At 43.0% G+C, this 16,830-nt stretch carries 18 protein-coding genes, 3 tRNA genes and 1 pseudogene; 7 read left to right on the top strand and 15 right to left on the bottom strand.

The genetic code is table 11. The annotated features are described in order from the left end of the window. Positions 1-168: 168 nt before the first annotated feature. Genes PSE7429_RS01030 through PSE7429_RS26135 form a run of 3 tightly spaced genes read left to right on the top strand, consistent with a single transcriptional unit; the run spans position 169 to position 942 of the window. On the top strand, positions 169-396 hold the full coding sequence (locus tag PSE7429_RS01030) for a DUF433 domain-containing protein (protein WP_009625171.1): 228 nt from the start codon (positions 169-171) through the stop codon (positions 394-396). Further along, on the top strand, positions 393-746 hold the full coding sequence (locus tag PSE7429_RS01025) for a DUF5615 family PIN-like protein (protein WP_009625170.1): 354 nt from the start codon (positions 393-395) through the stop codon (positions 744-746). The genes PSE7429_RS01030 and PSE7429_RS01025 overlap by 4 nt, the downstream gene beginning before the upstream one ends. Before the next feature lie 37 nt (positions 747-783). After that, positions 784-942 (top strand): hypothetical protein, encoded by a 159-nt coding sequence (locus PSE7429_RS26135; protein WP_009625169.1) that lies wholly within the window; start codon positions 784-786, stop codon positions 940-942. Here the strand turns inward: PSE7429_RS26135 and PSE7429_RS01020 are convergent. From PSE7429_RS01020 to PSE7429_RS00990, 7 genes and pseudogenes are all read right to left on the bottom strand, one after another. After that, positions 905-1,510, bottom strand: coding sequence for an ImmA/IrrE family metallo-endopeptidase (locus tag PSE7429_RS01020; RefSeq protein WP_009625168.1), 606 nt, complete (start codon positions 1,508-1,510; stop codon positions 905-907). The two genes, PSE7429_RS26135 and PSE7429_RS01020, sit on opposite strands and share 38 nt — an antisense overlap. 10 nt (positions 1,511-1,520) lie before the next feature. After that, positions 1,521-1,694 (bottom strand): hypothetical protein, encoded by a 174-nt coding sequence (locus tag PSE7429_RS26795; protein WP_009625167.1) that lies wholly within the window; start codon positions 1,692-1,694, stop codon positions 1,521-1,523. Between the two features lie 230 nt (positions 1,695-1,924). After that, positions 1,925-2,173, bottom strand: a pseudogene (locus PSE7429_RS01010) (transposase); the annotation flags it as partial. A gap of 66 nt (positions 2,174-2,239) precedes the next feature. Next, entirely contained in the window at positions 2,240-2,719 is a 480-nt protein-coding gene (locus PSE7429_RS01005) for a helix-turn-helix domain-containing protein (RefSeq protein ID WP_009625165.1), read from the bottom strand. Positions 2,720-2,948: 229 nt separating this feature from the next. After that, positions 2,949-3,021 (bottom strand) — tRNA-Ala (locus PSE7429_RS01000). Positions 3,022-3,110: 89 nt separating this feature from the next. Further along, a complete protein-coding gene (locus tag PSE7429_RS00995) occupies positions 3,111-3,611 on the bottom strand; it encodes a hypothetical protein (protein WP_009625164.1) in 501 nt (166 codons plus the stop codon). A 376-nt stretch (positions 3,612-3,987) separates the two neighbouring features. After that, positions 3,988-4,059, bottom strand: a tRNA-Ile gene (locus PSE7429_RS00990). A gap of 215 nt (positions 4,060-4,274) precedes the next feature. On the opposite strand from PSE7429_RS00990, the gene PSE7429_RS00985 reads away from it, so the two are divergent. Next, on the top strand, positions 4,275-4,892 hold the full coding sequence (locus PSE7429_RS00985; RefSeq protein ID WP_144052472.1) for a hypothetical protein: 618 nt from the start codon (positions 4,275-4,277) through the stop codon (positions 4,890-4,892). A 181-nt stretch (positions 4,893-5,073) separates the two neighbouring features. Here PSE7429_RS00985 and PSE7429_RS00980 read toward each other — a convergent pair whose 3' ends face one another. The 3 genes from PSE7429_RS00980 to map form a co-directional block, all read right to left on the bottom strand. Further along, positions 5,074-6,234, bottom strand: coding sequence for a LysM peptidoglycan-binding domain-containing protein (locus PSE7429_RS00980; protein ID WP_009625162.1), 1,161 nt, complete (start codon positions 6,232-6,234; stop codon positions 5,074-5,076). A 198-nt stretch (positions 6,235-6,432) separates the two neighbouring features. Next, positions 6,433-7,110 (bottom strand): SDR family oxidoreductase, encoded by a 678-nt coding sequence (locus PSE7429_RS00975; protein ID WP_009625161.1) that lies wholly within the window; start codon positions 7,108-7,110, stop codon positions 6,433-6,435. A gap of 104 nt (positions 7,111-7,214) precedes the next feature. Beyond that, positions 7,215-8,060: a type I methionyl aminopeptidase gene (gene map, locus PSE7429_RS00970; protein WP_009625160.1), complete on the bottom strand. Its 846-nt coding sequence runs from the start codon at positions 8,058-8,060 to the stop codon at positions 7,215-7,217. Positions 8,061-8,173: 113 nt separating this feature from the next. Here map and PSE7429_RS00965 point away from each other — a divergent pair, with 113 nt between their 5' ends. Continuing rightward, positions 8,174-9,610: a type IV pilus twitching motility protein PilT gene (locus PSE7429_RS00965; RefSeq protein WP_009625159.1), complete on the top strand. Its 1,437-nt coding sequence runs from the start codon at positions 8,174-8,176 to the stop codon at positions 9,608-9,610. A 234-nt stretch (positions 9,611-9,844) separates the two neighbouring features. On the opposite strand, the gene PSE7429_RS00960 is transcribed toward PSE7429_RS00965, so the two are convergent. From PSE7429_RS00960 to PSE7429_RS00940, 5 genes are all read right to left on the bottom strand, one after another. Next, positions 9,845-10,219 carry a hypothetical protein gene (locus PSE7429_RS00960; RefSeq protein WP_144052471.1) on the bottom strand — a complete coding sequence of 125 codons (375 nt, stop codon included), beginning with the start codon at positions 10,217-10,219 and terminating at the stop codon, positions 9,845-9,847. A 293-nt stretch (positions 10,220-10,512) separates the two neighbouring features. Beyond that, complete coding sequence (locus PSE7429_RS00955; RefSeq protein WP_009625157.1) at positions 10,513-10,962, bottom strand: hypothetical protein; 450 nt, start codon at positions 10,960-10,962, stop codon at positions 10,513-10,515. A 797-nt stretch (positions 10,963-11,759) separates the two neighbouring features. Further along, positions 11,760-12,017: a hypothetical protein gene (locus PSE7429_RS25865; RefSeq protein WP_009625156.1), complete on the bottom strand. Its 258-nt coding sequence runs from the start codon at positions 12,015-12,017 to the stop codon at positions 11,760-11,762. 26 nt (positions 12,018-12,043) lie between these two features. Continuing rightward, a complete protein-coding gene (locus tag PSE7429_RS00945; protein ID WP_040686899.1) occupies positions 12,044-14,278 on the bottom strand; it encodes a heavy metal translocating P-type ATPase in 2,235 nt (744 codons plus the stop codon). Positions 14,279-14,334: 56 nt separating this feature from the next. Then, positions 14,335-14,748, bottom strand: coding sequence for a heavy metal-responsive transcriptional regulator (locus PSE7429_RS00940; RefSeq protein WP_009625154.1), 414 nt, complete (start codon positions 14,746-14,748; stop codon positions 14,335-14,337). A 416-nt stretch (positions 14,749-15,164) separates the two neighbouring features. Here PSE7429_RS00940 and PSE7429_RS00935 point away from each other — a divergent pair. Beyond that, positions 15,165-15,237 (top strand) — tRNA-Ala (locus PSE7429_RS00935). A gap of 57 nt (positions 15,238-15,294) precedes the next feature. After that, on the top strand, positions 15,295-16,677 hold the full coding sequence (locus PSE7429_RS00930) for a hypothetical protein (protein ID WP_009625153.1): 1,383 nt from the start codon (positions 15,295-15,297) through the stop codon (positions 16,675-16,677). The last annotated feature ends 153 nt before the right edge of the window (positions 16,678-16,830 follow it).

Here is a 16,830-nt window from a genome sequence, read left to right as displayed (position 1 = left end):
TTGATTTTTTCCGTCAAGCTTTAATTGATCCTTCTTCTATTTCTCTCATTCCTATTCTTACCTGAATTCTTACCTTTAATCTCTAGCAAAAAACAAGAATTTGAAAAATCTCTTTCTATGTAACCAGAGTAAAATCGTTTTAACCAATTCAACAAGAAATATCTAGATATGCTATTACAACGCATCACCATAGACTGGAATATCTGTCATGGCAAGCCCTGCATCAGAGGTTTGCGCTATCCCGTCGAGATGATCTTAGAACTCCTCAGTTCAGGCATGACCACCGAAGAAATCCTAGAAGACTATGACGATCTAGAGCGAGATGATATTTTTGCAGTCCTCGCCTATGCCACAAAACTTAGCCAAGTAAAGAGCATCCACAAGGTTCTCGCATGAAATTTCTCATTGATGCTCAATTACCCGTGCGATTATCCTATCTTTTAAAATCAATGGGACATGATGCAATCCATACAAAAGAATTAGCTCTCAAGAACGCAACGCCAGACACAGAAATCAATGCCATTTCAATTCGTGAACAGAGAATTGTCATTACCAAAGATTCCGATTTTTGGGATTCTTTTTATGTTAATCAAGAACCTTACAAACTTTTGCTAGTGACAACAGGAAATATTAGCAACAAAGAACTGGAATCATTATTCATTAAAAACTTAGGTCAAGTAGTAGATTTGCTAGAGCAGCATTCTTTGATAGAAATGTCACGAGATTCAGTCATAGTTCATCAATAAACAGAAAATAAGCATAAATCTAAGGAGATAAACAACCATGCTCAAAAGTGATGAAGTTGCCATTGAAGGCGATCGCATTACATGGCTAGGCGAAAAGCCAAACTTGCAGACAACCCGCGCCATTATTGTAATTGCCGAAGAAAATAAAACCACCCCAATTAAAAGACGCTCTCCATCAAAAGCGATCGCAGTTTAGATAACTCCGCATCATACTCCGATGGAATTAAAAACTCCCTTGCCCAAGCATTTGCCTCATCCTCCTGCTCCGACTCAAGGCGATCGCCATGACCAGAATCATCAAGAAAAATATCCTTCTTGTCGTGCAGCAAAATATGCGCTGCCTCATGGAAAAAAGTAAACCAAAAGCGATCGTTCTGTTTCCCATATAACGAAAGCTGAATCAAAGCTCTGTGAGGATTTAGCCAACGCGCTACTCCGCTCGTATAAGCACAGGGAATCGCAGGAACAATCGCCAAAATTACACCTACCTCATTACATAAGCGCTGCATCGGCGGCATAAATTCCACTTGAGATAAAACCGTCAGTTTCCGTATCTCTTGAACCGCCTTCTCAAATTTGGCTTTATTATATTTAGGAACATCAGCCTTTTCCGCCTCAATCTCACCCAAACGCAACCAAGCTGAAATCGCACCCACATTACTTTGCTCCTTGCGAGTGCGGCGAAAGGCTACCTGCTTTTGTTCATAACAAGTTCCCCAATTATCAGGAGAAACCACCCCAAAAAGTTGTAGTAACTCCTTCACAATCTCAGGCTTATTTGCAGACTTCAGTTACTTTTACCCAGTCAATACTGCCATCTTCCTTATATAGAATTTGAGCATTGCTTGGTTCAAATACAAGCCGTTCAGCACCTTCTAGAAATACAGCAAACTGACCTAAGCGATCGCCTTTTAAAGAATGAGGCTTTCCATAAACTAGATACCGCACAGATTAGGCTGCAATGAGGTCAGCTAATCGGGCGCGTAGTTTTTGGGAACTTGACTTTGATTCGCAAAACTTACACAGTTTTACGTTTTTAAAAGTAACCTTATTGGGTTTGATTTTTGTCCTAACATTAAGTAGTTCGGCATAATTAAAAACCAAAACCAGAGAGCGTACCGCCCGCTACGCGGGCGGTACGCTCGTCTAGGTTTTAAGTTTACTTATGCTTGGCTACTTACTGCAATTTCAGCTACACCAAAGTCACATTGGACTTTTTTCTGGCTATAGCCGTTACGACTGTTGCTTTGTCCTTCTGGTCTGGATTCATGCTTCTTGTACCCTAGATGGGTGGATAATTCTGCTTCCAATGCTCGTTCCACCAACGCGGTGGTTAGTTGTTTTAGGATTCCTCCTTCTCCGAATAGGTCGGGTGGTGTTTTGCATTCTTGCAGCAATTCATCTAGCAATTCTTTGCATATATTTATCAGTTTTAGTGTTAGTAATTGGGTGTCTTGATTATCTCTCTACATATATCCCAGACTTTACACATCTCACTTTACACTCTCTTGCTCTTGGTTGTGGCTGGCGCTATAAGGGCGTGCGACTTTCAGTTTTGCCTTCATGCGGGAATGCACCAAGTCATGCACATTTTTATATGAGATTTCGATTTCCAGTTTTTCTTGTAACCATTCTCGTATCTCTCCGTAGCTATTAAATCCCTGCTCCTTTTGCAATTCCTTGTCTAATGCTTTTTGGGCCCAGTCTGGGATTTTTGACTTTCTCCCTACTCTCGGCTTGTGCCTTAGTAAGCCGCTAATTCCTCCCTTCCTGTATTCTTTCAACCACTCTTGCACTGTTACTCGATTTCTACCGACTAGTTGAGCGGCGATTTGGACTGTCCCTGCTTGCTTACTTTTCAGCAAATACAATACCTGTACCCTTTCTTTATCTGATGCTGTTTTTTGTTTTCCTAGCATCTCTTTTAGCTCTTCTTCACTTTCGCTGATCTCTAGCTTATATACTCCTGCCATTTTGCCTCCTCTTTTGCTTCTCTTCTTTTATACCATCTGTAGCCTCTACTTTGTGTTTTGGCCTAAAATATTACTAGAAATAATCGGGAAAGTGACACTATATTATTGCTTCAGCATAATCGCCGTCTTGCAAAGTATAAATTTTTATTACTAGCAAGCAATGTGAAAATTTCTTTTGGCGGAAGTTTAGGAAAAATAGCCATAGGATTACCCTTGCTATTAAGAAAAATGGAGAATAGGAGGCTCGAACCCCTGACCTCTGCGGTGCGATCGCAGCACTCTACCAACTGAGCTAATTCCCCGACAGGGTATACATACTAGCATATTTAGCAAAAAAGGCAGCCCATTGCACCGCCTTTTTATTTACTTTTTTATTTGTTTTTATTTGTTTTCATTTATTGGATATAGGCGATCGCGCTTCACCATTCATTAAAAACCGCGATATTTTTTGCTCATATCCCGAACCATCAGGAAACTCAACTACCAGTTGGGGATTTTTAATATTTTCAGAAGGAATCTGGAGTAGATATACATAATCGCCGTTGCGAAATTCAAAATAGCTACCTTGATTGGGATTGTAAGTCCTCGCATTGAGTTTCACTCCAGGCGTACCATTTTTATTCACGCTACGATAATAACGGGGTTGGGAAATATCCTTAGGATCGGAACAGATGTAGAGAGCATAATCTTTTGTCTCCGCATATGCCAAAATCCCCCCCGTACCATCACAGGTTTTATCATTGACCAACTCACTCGTTGATCCAATCGTTAAATTTTCTGATGAAGCATTCCCACCACTTACTCCAGCACCAAGGATCAAAGACAAACCTATCAGTGCAGATGTTAAAGACTGTTTAAAAATAGCTGAAAAAAAAGATTGAATTGAACGCATCTCTTAACCTCATACTTTTGCCATTACCTTTTGCCATTACAGAGATGTCTCGCGACTTAACCAATAGCGTAACAATGCTGAAAAGTTTTGTAATCAGCTACTTTGCTTAAAAGCAAGGAAGTTAACACTTGTCCGATTCTTTCTTCTATAGCAACACAAGAGATAAGTAGCTAGGCGCAATTAAATATAAAACCCCAAAACCTGTAGCGCACGCTGCGCGTGCGCTACAGGTTTTGGGGTTTTATATTTAATTGCGCCTAGCTAGAAATCAAAATCCCAAAGATGAGTGGCGGCGCTTCGCGCCGCTACTTATCTTTGGTTATATAAATGTAGGCTACCCGCTTAGGTGCGTTACGATATTGAGCTGTTTTAGTTATCCAAGGTGTCGGAATCGAACCGACATATCAACGATTATGAGTCGTTTGCTTTACCAGTCAGCCAACCTTGGGTATATTGTGATTATAGCCGTAAGTATTATATGCTATCAAGGAAGCACCTTGCAGGTTGCCTGATAGCAATTATTAGCTAAAAAAGTTTGTGATGGCAACACCCCAACCCGAAAAACGCTTACGCAAGAAAAAAAAGTCACCTAAGAAATTTAGACTAAGTTACAGTCTACTATTGCTATTTGCCATGATAGTCGTAGGTACAGTAGCCGGATTAGTGTCATACAAATTTGGTAAGCAAGCCTTAGAGGGGGTCAATCCTTCGCCTGCGGGCATAAAACTGCCAAAGGTTAGCCCCGCATCTAAGCCAAGTGATTCAACAAAATCCTCTCCTCAAAGTTCAAGCGATGCTAAAACTTCATTCTTGCTTGATGAGGAAGAAGCGATCGCTACGGTGAAAGCAAAAGTAAAGCAAGAGATCGGTGACTTAAGAAGACCCGCTTATGTCGCTAAGGCAAATGTTAGCGATCGCAAACGCCTATATACAAGAGTAGATCGCGTTTATAACTCAATGCGCGATCCTTTAATGGTTTCCGCTGATGCTGACGAGCGGATTGCTTTAAGAATTGCGGCGTTGCGACAAAAGGTTTATATCAGTAGTCGCGCTTACGATTCTAATTTTGATCGCCCTCTGGCAAATAACGCGAGTAGTTTGTCACTATTATCGACACCATTAGAGCTAAGTCCTATTCGGAGCCGATGGGAAGACCGAGATTCACGCCTACTTGACTCAAAGTATCCTAAGGCTGTGGGAGGGCAAATATTGCCCCAGACAGCAGGGCAATTTTCTATTCCTGAGCGCAGAGTACCTAGTCAGTTTGAGATAAGACCTTGATATCTTTGAGAGTTTTTGAGATCTCAAGTTGTCGCTAAAGTTGCCGTTAAGTGTATTTTGGCTCTTGCAGATAAAAAATGTCCCACCAAGTTATCTAGCTTCGACTCCGCTCAACTAAAGTTGGCTGAGCGAAGCCGAAGCCACAGGTACCTGGCAAGGCAATGCATCAAGCGGCAAAAAGCTAAGCGGAGGATCTTGCTTGGCGGTTTGAGCGGAAGGAAAACCTTTGGGTGGACAAATTACCCGTAGTAATCTCTTTTCTGATTAGTTCAGCCCTTTCACGAGATTTAGTCATGGCATTTGCACCACCAAAGGTTTCGCGTAGGGTTAAATAATTCTGAATGATGAGCGCCTCGTTATCGGCTGAGCCTTGAGCCACTTGAGCGGGCGTTAGCCCCGATCGCGAAAGCGCATCAGCAACGCAGGGAATGACATGACTGGGGCGATTGACATGATGATCGAGGAGAAGGGCAACACCAAACTCTGAGCTTAAAAGTTGGGATAGCGAAAATCCCTGCAAGGTTTGGGTAGGCGTAAAATAAAAGCGATCGAGTCTGGAAATAGCGTGGACTACCTGTACTGATTGCACGAGAGCATCCATACCCGCGATCGCAAATCGTAAAGCCCAAATTGGTTGTCGCATCAAATTTTTGTCGGATTCAGTTACCAAACGCGTCCCATTGAGAGAGAGCCAACCTGTATTACCGTCTAAAGAGCCAGTATCAACTCCAAACTGCCCAAAGTAATATTGAAATTCGGAAGGATAGCGCCTTTTTAAATTGCTCAAAAAAGCAGGTAGTTCTCCCTGTTGCCCAGCCGCTCCCAATGTCCATTGAAATATGCCAAAGCTCAAGTATTGATTGTCCCAAGTATTAATCGCATCAAGACTGCCCTCATTAGCGGCAGTGACCAACATGACATTAATTTCCGATGGACTCATCTGTACTTGTTGGAGTAAGCCAGAGCCGTAGGTAATAAAGTCACGCAGTTTAAAGATCCCTAAGCGGTAAAGCCCCAAATCTTTTGTTTTAGCAAAAACTTCTTGTTGCCCCGTATTTAGCAATTTGGCAATTACATCACTGCCAACGGTCGTAAAAGAAATAGCAATTTTATTGGGTGGATAGACTGCCTGTAGAGTATTCCTGACCATGGCAACTTCAGGACTTTGGGTAATTGGAGGGCTTGAGGTGGTGGGGATCGTCAATCGCTGCCCTATTTGCAAACTTGCAGGATTGGTAATGTTATTGATGCGAGCAATTTCTCGCCAATCACCATTGACACCTAAAAAGCGTTTGGCGATCGCCGATAGAGTATCCCCAGCTTTAACAATATATTCCTGCATAACCTCATCACAGATTGGAATTACAGATTGGAATTACAGATTGAAATTACAGATTGAAATTATAGCTATATTCACTTAAGTCAGGACATCAAACCCAATAGATAGTTGCGGCGCAAAGCGCCGCAACTATCTATTGGGTTTGATTTTTGTTCTAACATTACTGACTATAGCTATACAGATTGAAATTACAGATTGAAATTACAGATCGAATATTTCAAACTTTACTGGCTTAAAGAGCATATGGCGATCGATCGCTGAGAAAACTTTATTATTTGCCCTGTCAGAATTCAAGCAATCACAAACTAGGCGGGCGACATCAGCACGATGAATAATACCTGAAATTGTCGGATCTTCCGTAAGTACCGCATTCCCCGTTGCCGCTTCTGATTTCAGTCCCCCAGGACGAATAATCGTATAGGTTAATCCACTGTTAACTAGATGTTGTTCTGCCTTTTCTTTTTCCTTGAGAATTGCCCCTAACGCTTGTAAAACCTGTGGTGCGATCGCCACCACACTATTGCCGCTGCCGATCGATGAAACCAAAATAAACTTTTTGACTCCTCGCTTAACCGCAAGGTCAATCAAATTTTTATTGCCTTCACAGTCGGCACGTTCGCCGCGATCGCTGGGCAAGCCACCCATAGTCGTAATGACTACATCAATCTCGCCACAATTCGACATCGCTGCTTCGAGGGTCAGATTGTCTAAGGCATCGCCCAACATGACCTTGGCTCCCAAAGCCTCCAACTCCACTGCATAGGTTGGGTTGCGGAGTAGTGCCACTAAGCGTACCAGTGGGGGCTCATTTTCTAGCAGTAGTTTGGCAATTTCTCGACCAACACCACGACTAGACCCAGCTAGAAAGATATTTTGCATAGATTCCCGTAGTTTTCTATCAAAAAGCTCTGCATCGCAAAGCTTTTTGATTGGTTTTAACCTCGATTGGACGCGATTCAGCCACGATTAGCCGCGATTAGATTTTAGACTTTAGTGCGATCGGTGAAAATTTCATAACCAGTCTCGGTTACTAAAACTGTATGTTCAAACTGGGCCGAAAGTTGGTTATCAACTGTCACTGCCGTCCACTTATCCGCCAAAATCCGCACTCGCTTAGAGCCAGCATTCAAAATTGGTTCGATCGCCAAAGTCATTCCAGGACGAAATCGGACATTAGGCAACTGGTGCGTGCGGAAATTGAACACTGAAGGTTCTTCATGGAGATTGCGACCTACACCATGTCCTGTAAAATCTTCAACGATCGCAAACCCATTAGCCTTCACATGATCTTCAATTGCTCCCGCTAAATCGAGCATACAATTGCCAGGCTTCACCTGTTCGATCCCCTTATACAGAGCCTCTTCCGCAACTCTCATCAACTTAGCAGCCTTCTCGCTGACATTACCAACTGCTATGGTGATACAAGAGTCACCATGAAAGCCATTCTTAAAAGCACCAGTATCAATTTTGACAAGATCGCCCAGCTTGATTACTTTTTTCGCACTGGGTATACCATGGACGACTTCATTATTAATACTGGAACAAATGCTAGCAGGAAAGCCGCTATATCCTTTAAAGCTAGGAACTGCACCCATCTCGCGAATGCGCTTCTCAGCATGGGCATCAAGATCCATTGTGGTCAGACCAGGGGCAATAATTTCCGAAATTTCCTTGAGGACTGTAGCCACAATCCGAGATGATTCACGCATATAGTCCAACTCACGTTGAGACTTAATTTCAATGCCTTTAGTTTGCTTGGGGGTAGATTGCTTAGAAGCTTTAGGATTATCTGCACTCGGTTTAGATCGAAGTGCACTGAGAATATTCATTAATTATTTGAGGATAGTATTTACAAGGGCTAATATATTTTTAGCCTATTAAGTAACAGGATTGGTTATTTCTAGGTCAAATAGCAGAAACTGACTAAGAACGAGGTTCAACTATGACGCAATCTGGGATGCCTCCCGTACCGCCCCCTTCTTCTGGCGGCGGTGTGCCACAGCCACGTACTAACCCTGCCGCACCCGCCCAGCAGCGTGTCGCCCCTCCAAACAACCCTCAAGCACCTCCCAATCCTCAGGCCCAGGCTGCACAACAAGCTCGCGCAGCGCTAACTCCTGCGCAACTACAGCAGGCTCAAGCTGCTCAACAGGCTCGTGCAGCAGCAGCAGCCCGTCAAGCCCAGATGGCGATTCCGACAGATACACAAGTGACGAGTGTGCCACCTCCTCCTAACCCACGTCCACCAATTCGTCCAGGTCCACCTCCAAATTTGCCAGGACTAGGTGTTCCGTCGATTTTGCAGCGCAGTTCGGGACAGCCGACCCTAGCTCAAATTGTCAAAGATGCCCACGAGCAAGGATGTTCGGATATTCATGCTGGAGTTAACGAACCAGTGCGATTTCGGAGTCGGGGGTTAATGGTGACTCAGGAGCAATATCCTGTTCCCGACAAACAGACGTTTGACACTTGGCTGACCGAAATTATGGATGATAAGCAAATCCAGCAATTTCGAGACACTTTAGAGTTTGATGGTGCAACCCAGTACGAATTTGCTCGCTGTCGGATCAATATCTTTGATTCGTTGCGAGGACCAGCGATGGTATTGCGATTAATTCCCTTAAAGATTTTGTCAATCGATCAGCTTGGCTTACCAGAAGTATTCCGTGAACTTTGCTATACGCACAAAGGTTTAATCCTTGTAACGGGACCAACGGGGTCGGGTAAATCTACTACTTTGGCGGCGATGGTGGACTTCATCAATACCGAAATGCAGAAGCATTTAATTTCTATCGAAGATCCGATCGAATTTGTACATCAAAGTAAAAAAGCACTGATCAAGCAGCGGGAAGTAGGTATTCATACTCTCAAGTTTGATAATGCGCTAAAGGCAGCTTTACGTGAAGATCCCGACATCATTCTGATTGGGGAAATGCGCGATAAAGAAACTGTAAATACAGCCCTTAAAGCCGCTCAAACAGGTCACTTAGTATTTGGAACCCTGCACACGAATAGTGCTGTAAAAACCATCGAACGGATTCTGAATCTCTACGAACCAGAGCAACAGAGCCCAATGCGAATTCAGGTTGCAGAGTCATTGGTGGGAGTTATTGCCCAGTCATTGGTTCGCACTACGGATGGGAAGCGGGCGGCGGTTCATGAAATCATGATCAATACCGATGCTGTACGTGACTATATCAAGCGTGGTGAGGTGGATGAGATTGAAGCGATCATTCCTAAATGTACCTACGAAGGAATGGTGAATATGAATCAATCCCTTTATAAACTGTATGAAGATGGTCGGATTACGGAAGAAACTGCCGTTGAGAATTCTCCAAAGCCCAACGAAATGGCACAAATGCTGCGCGGTCGCATGTAGATTTGGTGCTTTTTGTTAACTTCAAAATATAGCGGTTTCCAATGATTGGGAATCTCTTAAATCCATAAAAAAGCGTACCCAAAGGGTGCGCTTTTTTATAGAATATTTGGGTATCTTCTGGATTTCTCAATTCCTTTTTTTCTTGGTTAAGTAGTTCAGCATAATTAAAAACCAAAACCAGAGAGCGTACCGCCCGCTACGCGGGCGGTACGCTCTTCTAGGTTTTAAGCTTAATTACTTTTGGTTATTAAGTAAAACATTTGTAATATGCCCTTTAAATAAATCTATTCCTAAGGCAGATTTAATTAGATATAGAATGAGAATTGTAACGGTACTGATGAGTAAACTCATGGCAATAATCAATAAGATTGCCGCGACTACATTAGCAAATTTGGTAATACCATTGACTTCATAGGATCTTTGTTGTTTGCGTCGATCTTTACCAATCATTAACACAACAAAGTAGCGGGTAAATATTACATCGATCGCAAAGCGTAGATCGATCAACTTGGGTGATGGCTGGGGGATTGCCGTATTAATTACTGATTTTAGATTAGCTTTTTCTTCTTCATCTAATTTTTCAAGAATTGGCAAAGGAATCTGATCCATATAATAATCAGCATCCCTTGAATTGTAGTTTCTTTGCATCTGGCTCATAATATTTATTTGCTAATAGTTATTTAATGCCAATTCATAAAAATTTGACAACACTTTTGTGAATTAAAAACAAGACCCAGCAAGAGTTTTCAAGGCTCAAAATGGCGTAGCCATGTTGGGATTTGGGATAAGTAGCTGGGCATAATTAAAACCCAGAATTAAAAGCTGTAGTACAAGCACAGATTGTGCTGTAGCTTTTGAGATTTTGTATTTAACTGTATCTAGCTACTTATAATTATGGTTAGTTATAATGGTGAAATTCGTTGGTAAATATGCCAGCCGATGCTCATTGCCGACCAAACAAGAATGATTAAGCCATAAATAGAGTTTTGTTTGTTTAATCCAATTCTATACATTCTGGGCTGAGCAAATGCTAATAAGAAAATCATGCTGGTGATATGTATCCAACATGATAGTAATAATAAAGCGATAGTTTGAGGGTTAATCTCTCCTAAAACAAGCGGTTTTGCCCATACAAATACTCCACCCCACAGCCATAAAGAGATCCATGCGATCGCCAAACTGATTGAAGAACTTCCCGTTTGCGCTAATCTTAAAGTAATTAGATAAGTTCCAATTAAAATAAGCAGATTAACATTATAGGCGGCTAGTATATATCCTACAACTGTATATCCTAGGAATAGAATTATGAGATAAATAATCGAACCATAGGAAATATTGCGTGGATTGATCATGTCGATAAATAATGTTGGGAATGGGGGGATGCTTTTTTGAAGTCATAATTTATCTCAGATCTAAACTATATAATATTCTGCTTGTCAAGTCGGTTAATTTGTAAATTGTATAATTATGTATAATTAAAAACAAAGAAAAAGCCTTAGTGCAATTACGGTTGCGCTAAGGCTTTTGTGGTTTTATTGTTGCTTTGGACTAGCTACATAGTTCTTTTAAAATTAGTAGATTAGGGGCTTGTGTTTTTGCAAAATATAACAAAATATAATAGTAGAAGCTCTTAATTCATTGACTTGAAAAATCATGAAAGTGAGAAAAAGAATTTAATGATGTTCTTCTCTTGCGGTTGAGTGATATCTCAGTAGCTAAGCATAATTAAAACCCAAAGCCAGAGAGCGTACCGTCCGTTACGCGGGCGGTACGCTCTCTGGCTTATCTTATAGCTGTAGCGAAAATTATGCTAATTCCCAAAATGGCAATACCATTTTGGGAATCTCAAAACCTTACTGGGGTTGTTTTTTAATTCACGAAAGTGTCGTTACACTTTCGTGAATTGGTATTAGAACTCAAGAAGAGAATGGCAGCGCTTTGCGCCGCCATTCTCTTCTCATCAAAGACCAGTGGCGTAAAGATTCTCCCATCCTCAGCTATGCCAATTCACGAAAGTGTGACAACACTTTTGTGAATTAAAAACCAAACCCAGTAAGGGTTTTCAAAGCTCAAAATGGCATAGCCATTTTGAGCTTTGGTATAAGGTTTTGAAATTCCCAAAATGGCAATGCCATTTTGGGAATTGGCATTACTTGGATTGAGAAGAAGGGACTTCAAGTTTTTGGACTGACTGCTTTTTGTAACCGAGAAACCACCATAGCTGAGCGCTAATGAGGGCAATTCCTCCAGCGCTGAGACCAATTTTAAGCAGAAGAGGCTGTTCAATTTTTTGGAATTTAGGCGATCGCGCTGAATTTTCTGCCATCATTGCCCCAAATGCTGGGAATGCGTTGGCTGTTAAGAGACAGAGGCTAATGAGCATCCCGATCAATTTTATGTTGAGCATGATTTTTAGTTTGGGTATCAGATCTTTTAAAATTTTGGTCGAAAGCGGTTTAAGCGCAAAGCGTTGGAGACTACGGAAACGGAACTAAATGCCATAGCTCCACCTGCAATAATGGGACTCAGTAACCATCCAAACCAAGGGAAGAGAATCCCTGCGGCAATGGGGATGCCTGCAACGTTATAAATAAAAGCAAAAAAGAGATTCTGCTGGATATTGCGCATAGTGGCGCAGCTGAGTTGAATCGCAGTCACGATTCCCTGTAGATTGCCAGAAATTAGGGTGATATCGCTAGCGGCGATCGCCACATCAGTGCCCGTACCAATGGCGATACCGACATCGGCTTGAGCTAAGGCGGGAGCGTCATTGATGCCATCGCCAACCATCGCCACAACTTTTCCAGTGGACTGCAATTCATGGATTTTTGCCGCTTTTTGGTCTGGACGCACTTGGGCAAATATCCGTTCGATCCCAACTTCGCGGGCGATCGCTTCGGCCGTGAGGAGATGATCCCCCGTGAGCATAACTACTTCAATGTTCATCCGCTGTAAGCTATGGATTGCCGCATGAGAAGAGGGCTTAACCCTATCGGCGATGCCAATTAATCCCCGTGCTACGCGATCGATCACAATTAAAATCACCGTTTTACCACCCATTTCCCAAGCATTTTGATATTGATGGAGCACCTCAGTATCAATTTGCAGTTCATCCATCCACAGCCTCGTGCCAACTTGAACGGTGACATTTCCAACTTTGCCTTGCACTCCACTACCAGCGATCGCCTTAAAATCAACCACATCAGGCACATCTAGCCCCTGCTGTTTCGCGTGCGCCACCACTGCTTCCGCTAGAGGATGTTCGGAGTTGCGCTCGACCGCTGCGACCAGTCTCAATAATTCACTATTATCTCCATCGATCGTCCAAACATCCGTCACTGTCGGTTTACCCTCGGTGATTGTGCCAGTCTTATCGACTAAAATCGTCTGAATTTTATGGGCAAGTTCTAAACTACCTGCATCTTTAATCAAGATGCCATGCTCGGCTCCTTTGCCAGTACCCACCATAATCGAAGTTGGTGCGGCTAGCCCCAAGGCACAAGGACAGGCAATAATTAGTACGCCAATCGCGGAAATAGTTGCCAATGTTAAATTTCCCATCACATCGAACCAAATCACGAAGGTAACGATCGCAATGGAAATCACCACAGGTACAAACCAGCCCGTTACCAGATCGGCTAATCGTTGAATTGGCGCTTTAGAGCCTTGAGCTTGTTGGACGAGGCTGACAATCTGGGCTAACACGGTATCTTTTCCCACATGACTGGCTCTCATCTGGAGGCTACCGTTTTTATTAATAGTTGCCCCGATCAAGCGATCGCCAATTTGCTTTTCGATGGGTATACTTTCACCCGTAATTATGGATTCATCTACCGTGGAACTCCCTGCGATCACTTCCCCATCGACGGGGATTTTCTCGCCAGGACGGATGAGAATGATGTCGCCGATCTGGACATTCTCAATGGGAATATCGACTTCGGTTCCATCCTTAACAACTCTAGCTGTTTTGGGCTGCAACCCGATTAACCTCCGAATAGCCTCGGAGGTTTCACTTTTGGCATGATTTTCAAATAACTTGCCCAATAAAATGAGTGTAATTACCACCACCGAAACTTCGTAGTAAACCTCAGGTTGTAGCCCTTGGACAATGAAGAAGTTAGGGTTGAAAGTGACCGTGAGAGAGTAGGAAAAAGCTGACAATGTTCCTAAAGCAATTAGGGTATCCATCGTAGCGGTGTGATTTTTAAAAGCCTTCCAAGCTCCGATGTAAAAAGAACTACCACACCAAATCTGCACGGGTAAAGTGAGACAAAGTTGGAACCAAGGTTGTGACATCCAATCAGGAATAATCGGCATATTTAATCCTGTCATCATTGGAAGCGAGCCAATTACCAAAGTCGCACTAACTACACCCCCTAGGCAAACTTTACGCATGAGGGCTTGAGATTCCCTTAAGCGTAATTTCTTGTCTATCTCCAAGGCATCAACCGAATGATCTGGCAAGAGTGCTTCGTAACCGAGATTAGCGATCGCTTTTTGAATTGTATCGATGCTAGTCTTTTTGGGGTTGTAGGCGATCGCTATTTGCGCGATCGCAAAATTAACATTGCTGCTGATTACGCCATCCATCGCACTGGTCATGGATTCGATGCTAGTGGCGCAAGAGGCGCAATGCATCCCTCGCAGTTGCATGGTCATCTTTTCCATTTTTTTCTTGATCCCTAAATTGTTAACTGGGGCTATAAAAACCGCTATAAAAATCGCTATAAAATTGGGCAAATCTCTCCAGCGATCGCTTTGGGGTGGGGTGTCCAGTCTTCTAGCAATTCACTAATCTCACTACGTAAAGTCATTAATTCTGTAATACGCCGATCTATCTCTAGGATCTGACGCTCTAGTTGCTGCTTAATCTCCGCACAAGGAGTCAAGCCACGATCATAAACCGCCAAGATCTCAGCAATTTCTTGCAGGCTCAATCCTAATTTTTGTAATCTCTTGATAAAAGCAATGCGTGCGATCGTCTCAGGGGCAAACAACCGAAACTTTCCCTCGGTACGTCCCGCAGACTTTACTAAGCCCAGTTCTTCGTAATAGCGAATTGTTTTGATTGGAACTTGACTCTTAGCCGCAACTTGACCGATTTGGAGTAATAGCTCCTGAGATGATGTAATCACCATAGTTAGGGCTTGACCTCCTAAAACCCACTCAAAATTCAAGTAAAAATTCAAGCAAAAACTCAATTAAATCTATAGCCATCCTAAATGAGTTGAGAGCAGCTTCAACTTCGCTAACTAGCTGGGCATAATTAATACCAAAACTAAAAATGGCTACACCATCTTAAAACCTAGAAGAGCGTACCGCCCGCTACGCGGGCGGTACGCTCTTCTAGGTTTGGCTTAGCTACTTATTACTTATACAATCTCTAGTCAGATGGAGAGTCAAGCTCTGGAGAAATTTAATTTTTTGATCGAGATGCAACTGGTTATGCCGATTTCCAGTCCATAAAAAAAATTTTGCGATCGCATTTGACATACAACTCAATTTGAGCGATTATAGACAAGCTGATAAATTATTTAAATTTTTTCAGTGGTTAGGGGCTATAGCGCAGTTGGTAGCGCATCTCAATGGCATTGAGAGGGCCAGCGGTTCGAATCCGCTTAGCTCCATACTAAAATAGGGAGAGCGCATTGCGTTTTCCCTATTTTCTTGTGACAAGAATTTCTATGTATCAACTAACGTCCAGTGCTTTAGCGGCGATCGCTTTTTTTGTTGTTTCGGCAACTACCCCACCCACCGTAAAGGCTCAGACCCCAGCAATTCGCGCTTATCAACCCAAAGCTACTGAGACGGCAAGAAAATCCCAAATCCAAGATCAAGTGCAAAAGGCGAATCCCAGCCGATTCGATCTCCAGAAATATCCTCTTACCGAAAGCAATGCCCCCCATTGGCAAGATTCTCTATGGGCGATCGGCGTATTAGCACCCGAAAAAGATTATGCCGTGCAAGCCTTAGAAAACATCCTACAAATGACGACAGCACCGAATCTCAGCGATCCGCAAAAAGGGATTATCGATACGGCGATGCAGGTAGGCATGGAATTATATCGAATTAAGCCTGCGGTCTATGGCAGACTGCAACAGTCTTTTTTAAACACCGTAAACTCAAGCAATGACCCCCAATGGGTTGCCCTATCCCTAGTAGCCCTAGCCAAGACAGGGCAAGATAGCCCCAATTCTTCTTCAATAGCAAAACTAAGTCTGAGGGTGCAACAACGCTTTCCCAATTGGTCACAAGATTTATACCTGAGAAATACATTACAAGCAGTTTTAGGCGATCGCCAACTCAATGAAAACACAACCCTTCCCAATCTCTCTGACCTATTAAAATGGCAAATTGCGCCGCAACAGGCTCATATGTACGTGCTCTGTCGCCCCAATCGCGATGTATTGTGTGTGGCGATTCTTAAAGATCGCAATGGTAAATTTGTCATGCAGGGCAAGCAACTATGGTCAACCCCCTTGCTACTGCAATCCCTGCGCAATCTTGACTGGTACTTCACCAATGGGCGGACTCCGCAAGGGATTTACCGTATGGAAGGGGTCTCATTACAGCCCGATGACGAGGTGTTTCACGCCTACGGACAGTTTTCGCTGGTGAATCTATTTGTCCCTTTTGAGGATGGTGTTAACGCATTCTTACCCAATCAAAAGGGTAAATTCGCAGGCAATCTCCAAGCCTATCAAGCCCTCTTACCTCCTTCGTGGCGTAAATATACCCCGATCCAGCAGACCTTTTGGGCAGGTAATGTCGGGCGATCGGAGTTTCGGATTCATGGCAGTGGCGCAGCGATCGATTTCTTCCAAAGTAAGGCGATGCTGGTCAATCCCCAAAATTTTGATTGGAATGCCTCATTGGGATGTCTTTCCGCCTTAGAAATTTATGATAAGCGTGGAATCTTGCTCGAGGCAGATATGCCGAAGATTCTGGATGCCTTAAATACCGTTGGGAAAGGCAAGGTAGATGGCTATTTAGTAGTTGTCGATATGCCTAGCACCACCAATACCCCCATCACCGTCGCCGAAATTGCCAAATATCTCAGCCCGTAGGTTATTTGAGCAAACTTTTGCACAAACCCGCGATCGCTTGATCCCCATTAAATGATATTTTGAGAAGCAGTTAGCTTTATATGCGATCGCAAAAAAAGTTAAACTCTTATAGTTTGACCTACTGCATTTTCTTGCACGTCATTTCATTGCAAA

Origin of the sequence: Pseudanabaena biceps PCC 7429 (assembly GCF_000332215.1) — a bacterium.
GTDB lineage: Bacteria > Cyanobacteriota > Cyanobacteriia > Pseudanabaenales > Pseudanabaenaceae > Pseudanabaena > Pseudanabaena biceps.
The sequence above is the reverse complement of the archived record's forward strand: the minus strand, read 5'-3'. Positions and strand labels throughout refer to the sequence as shown.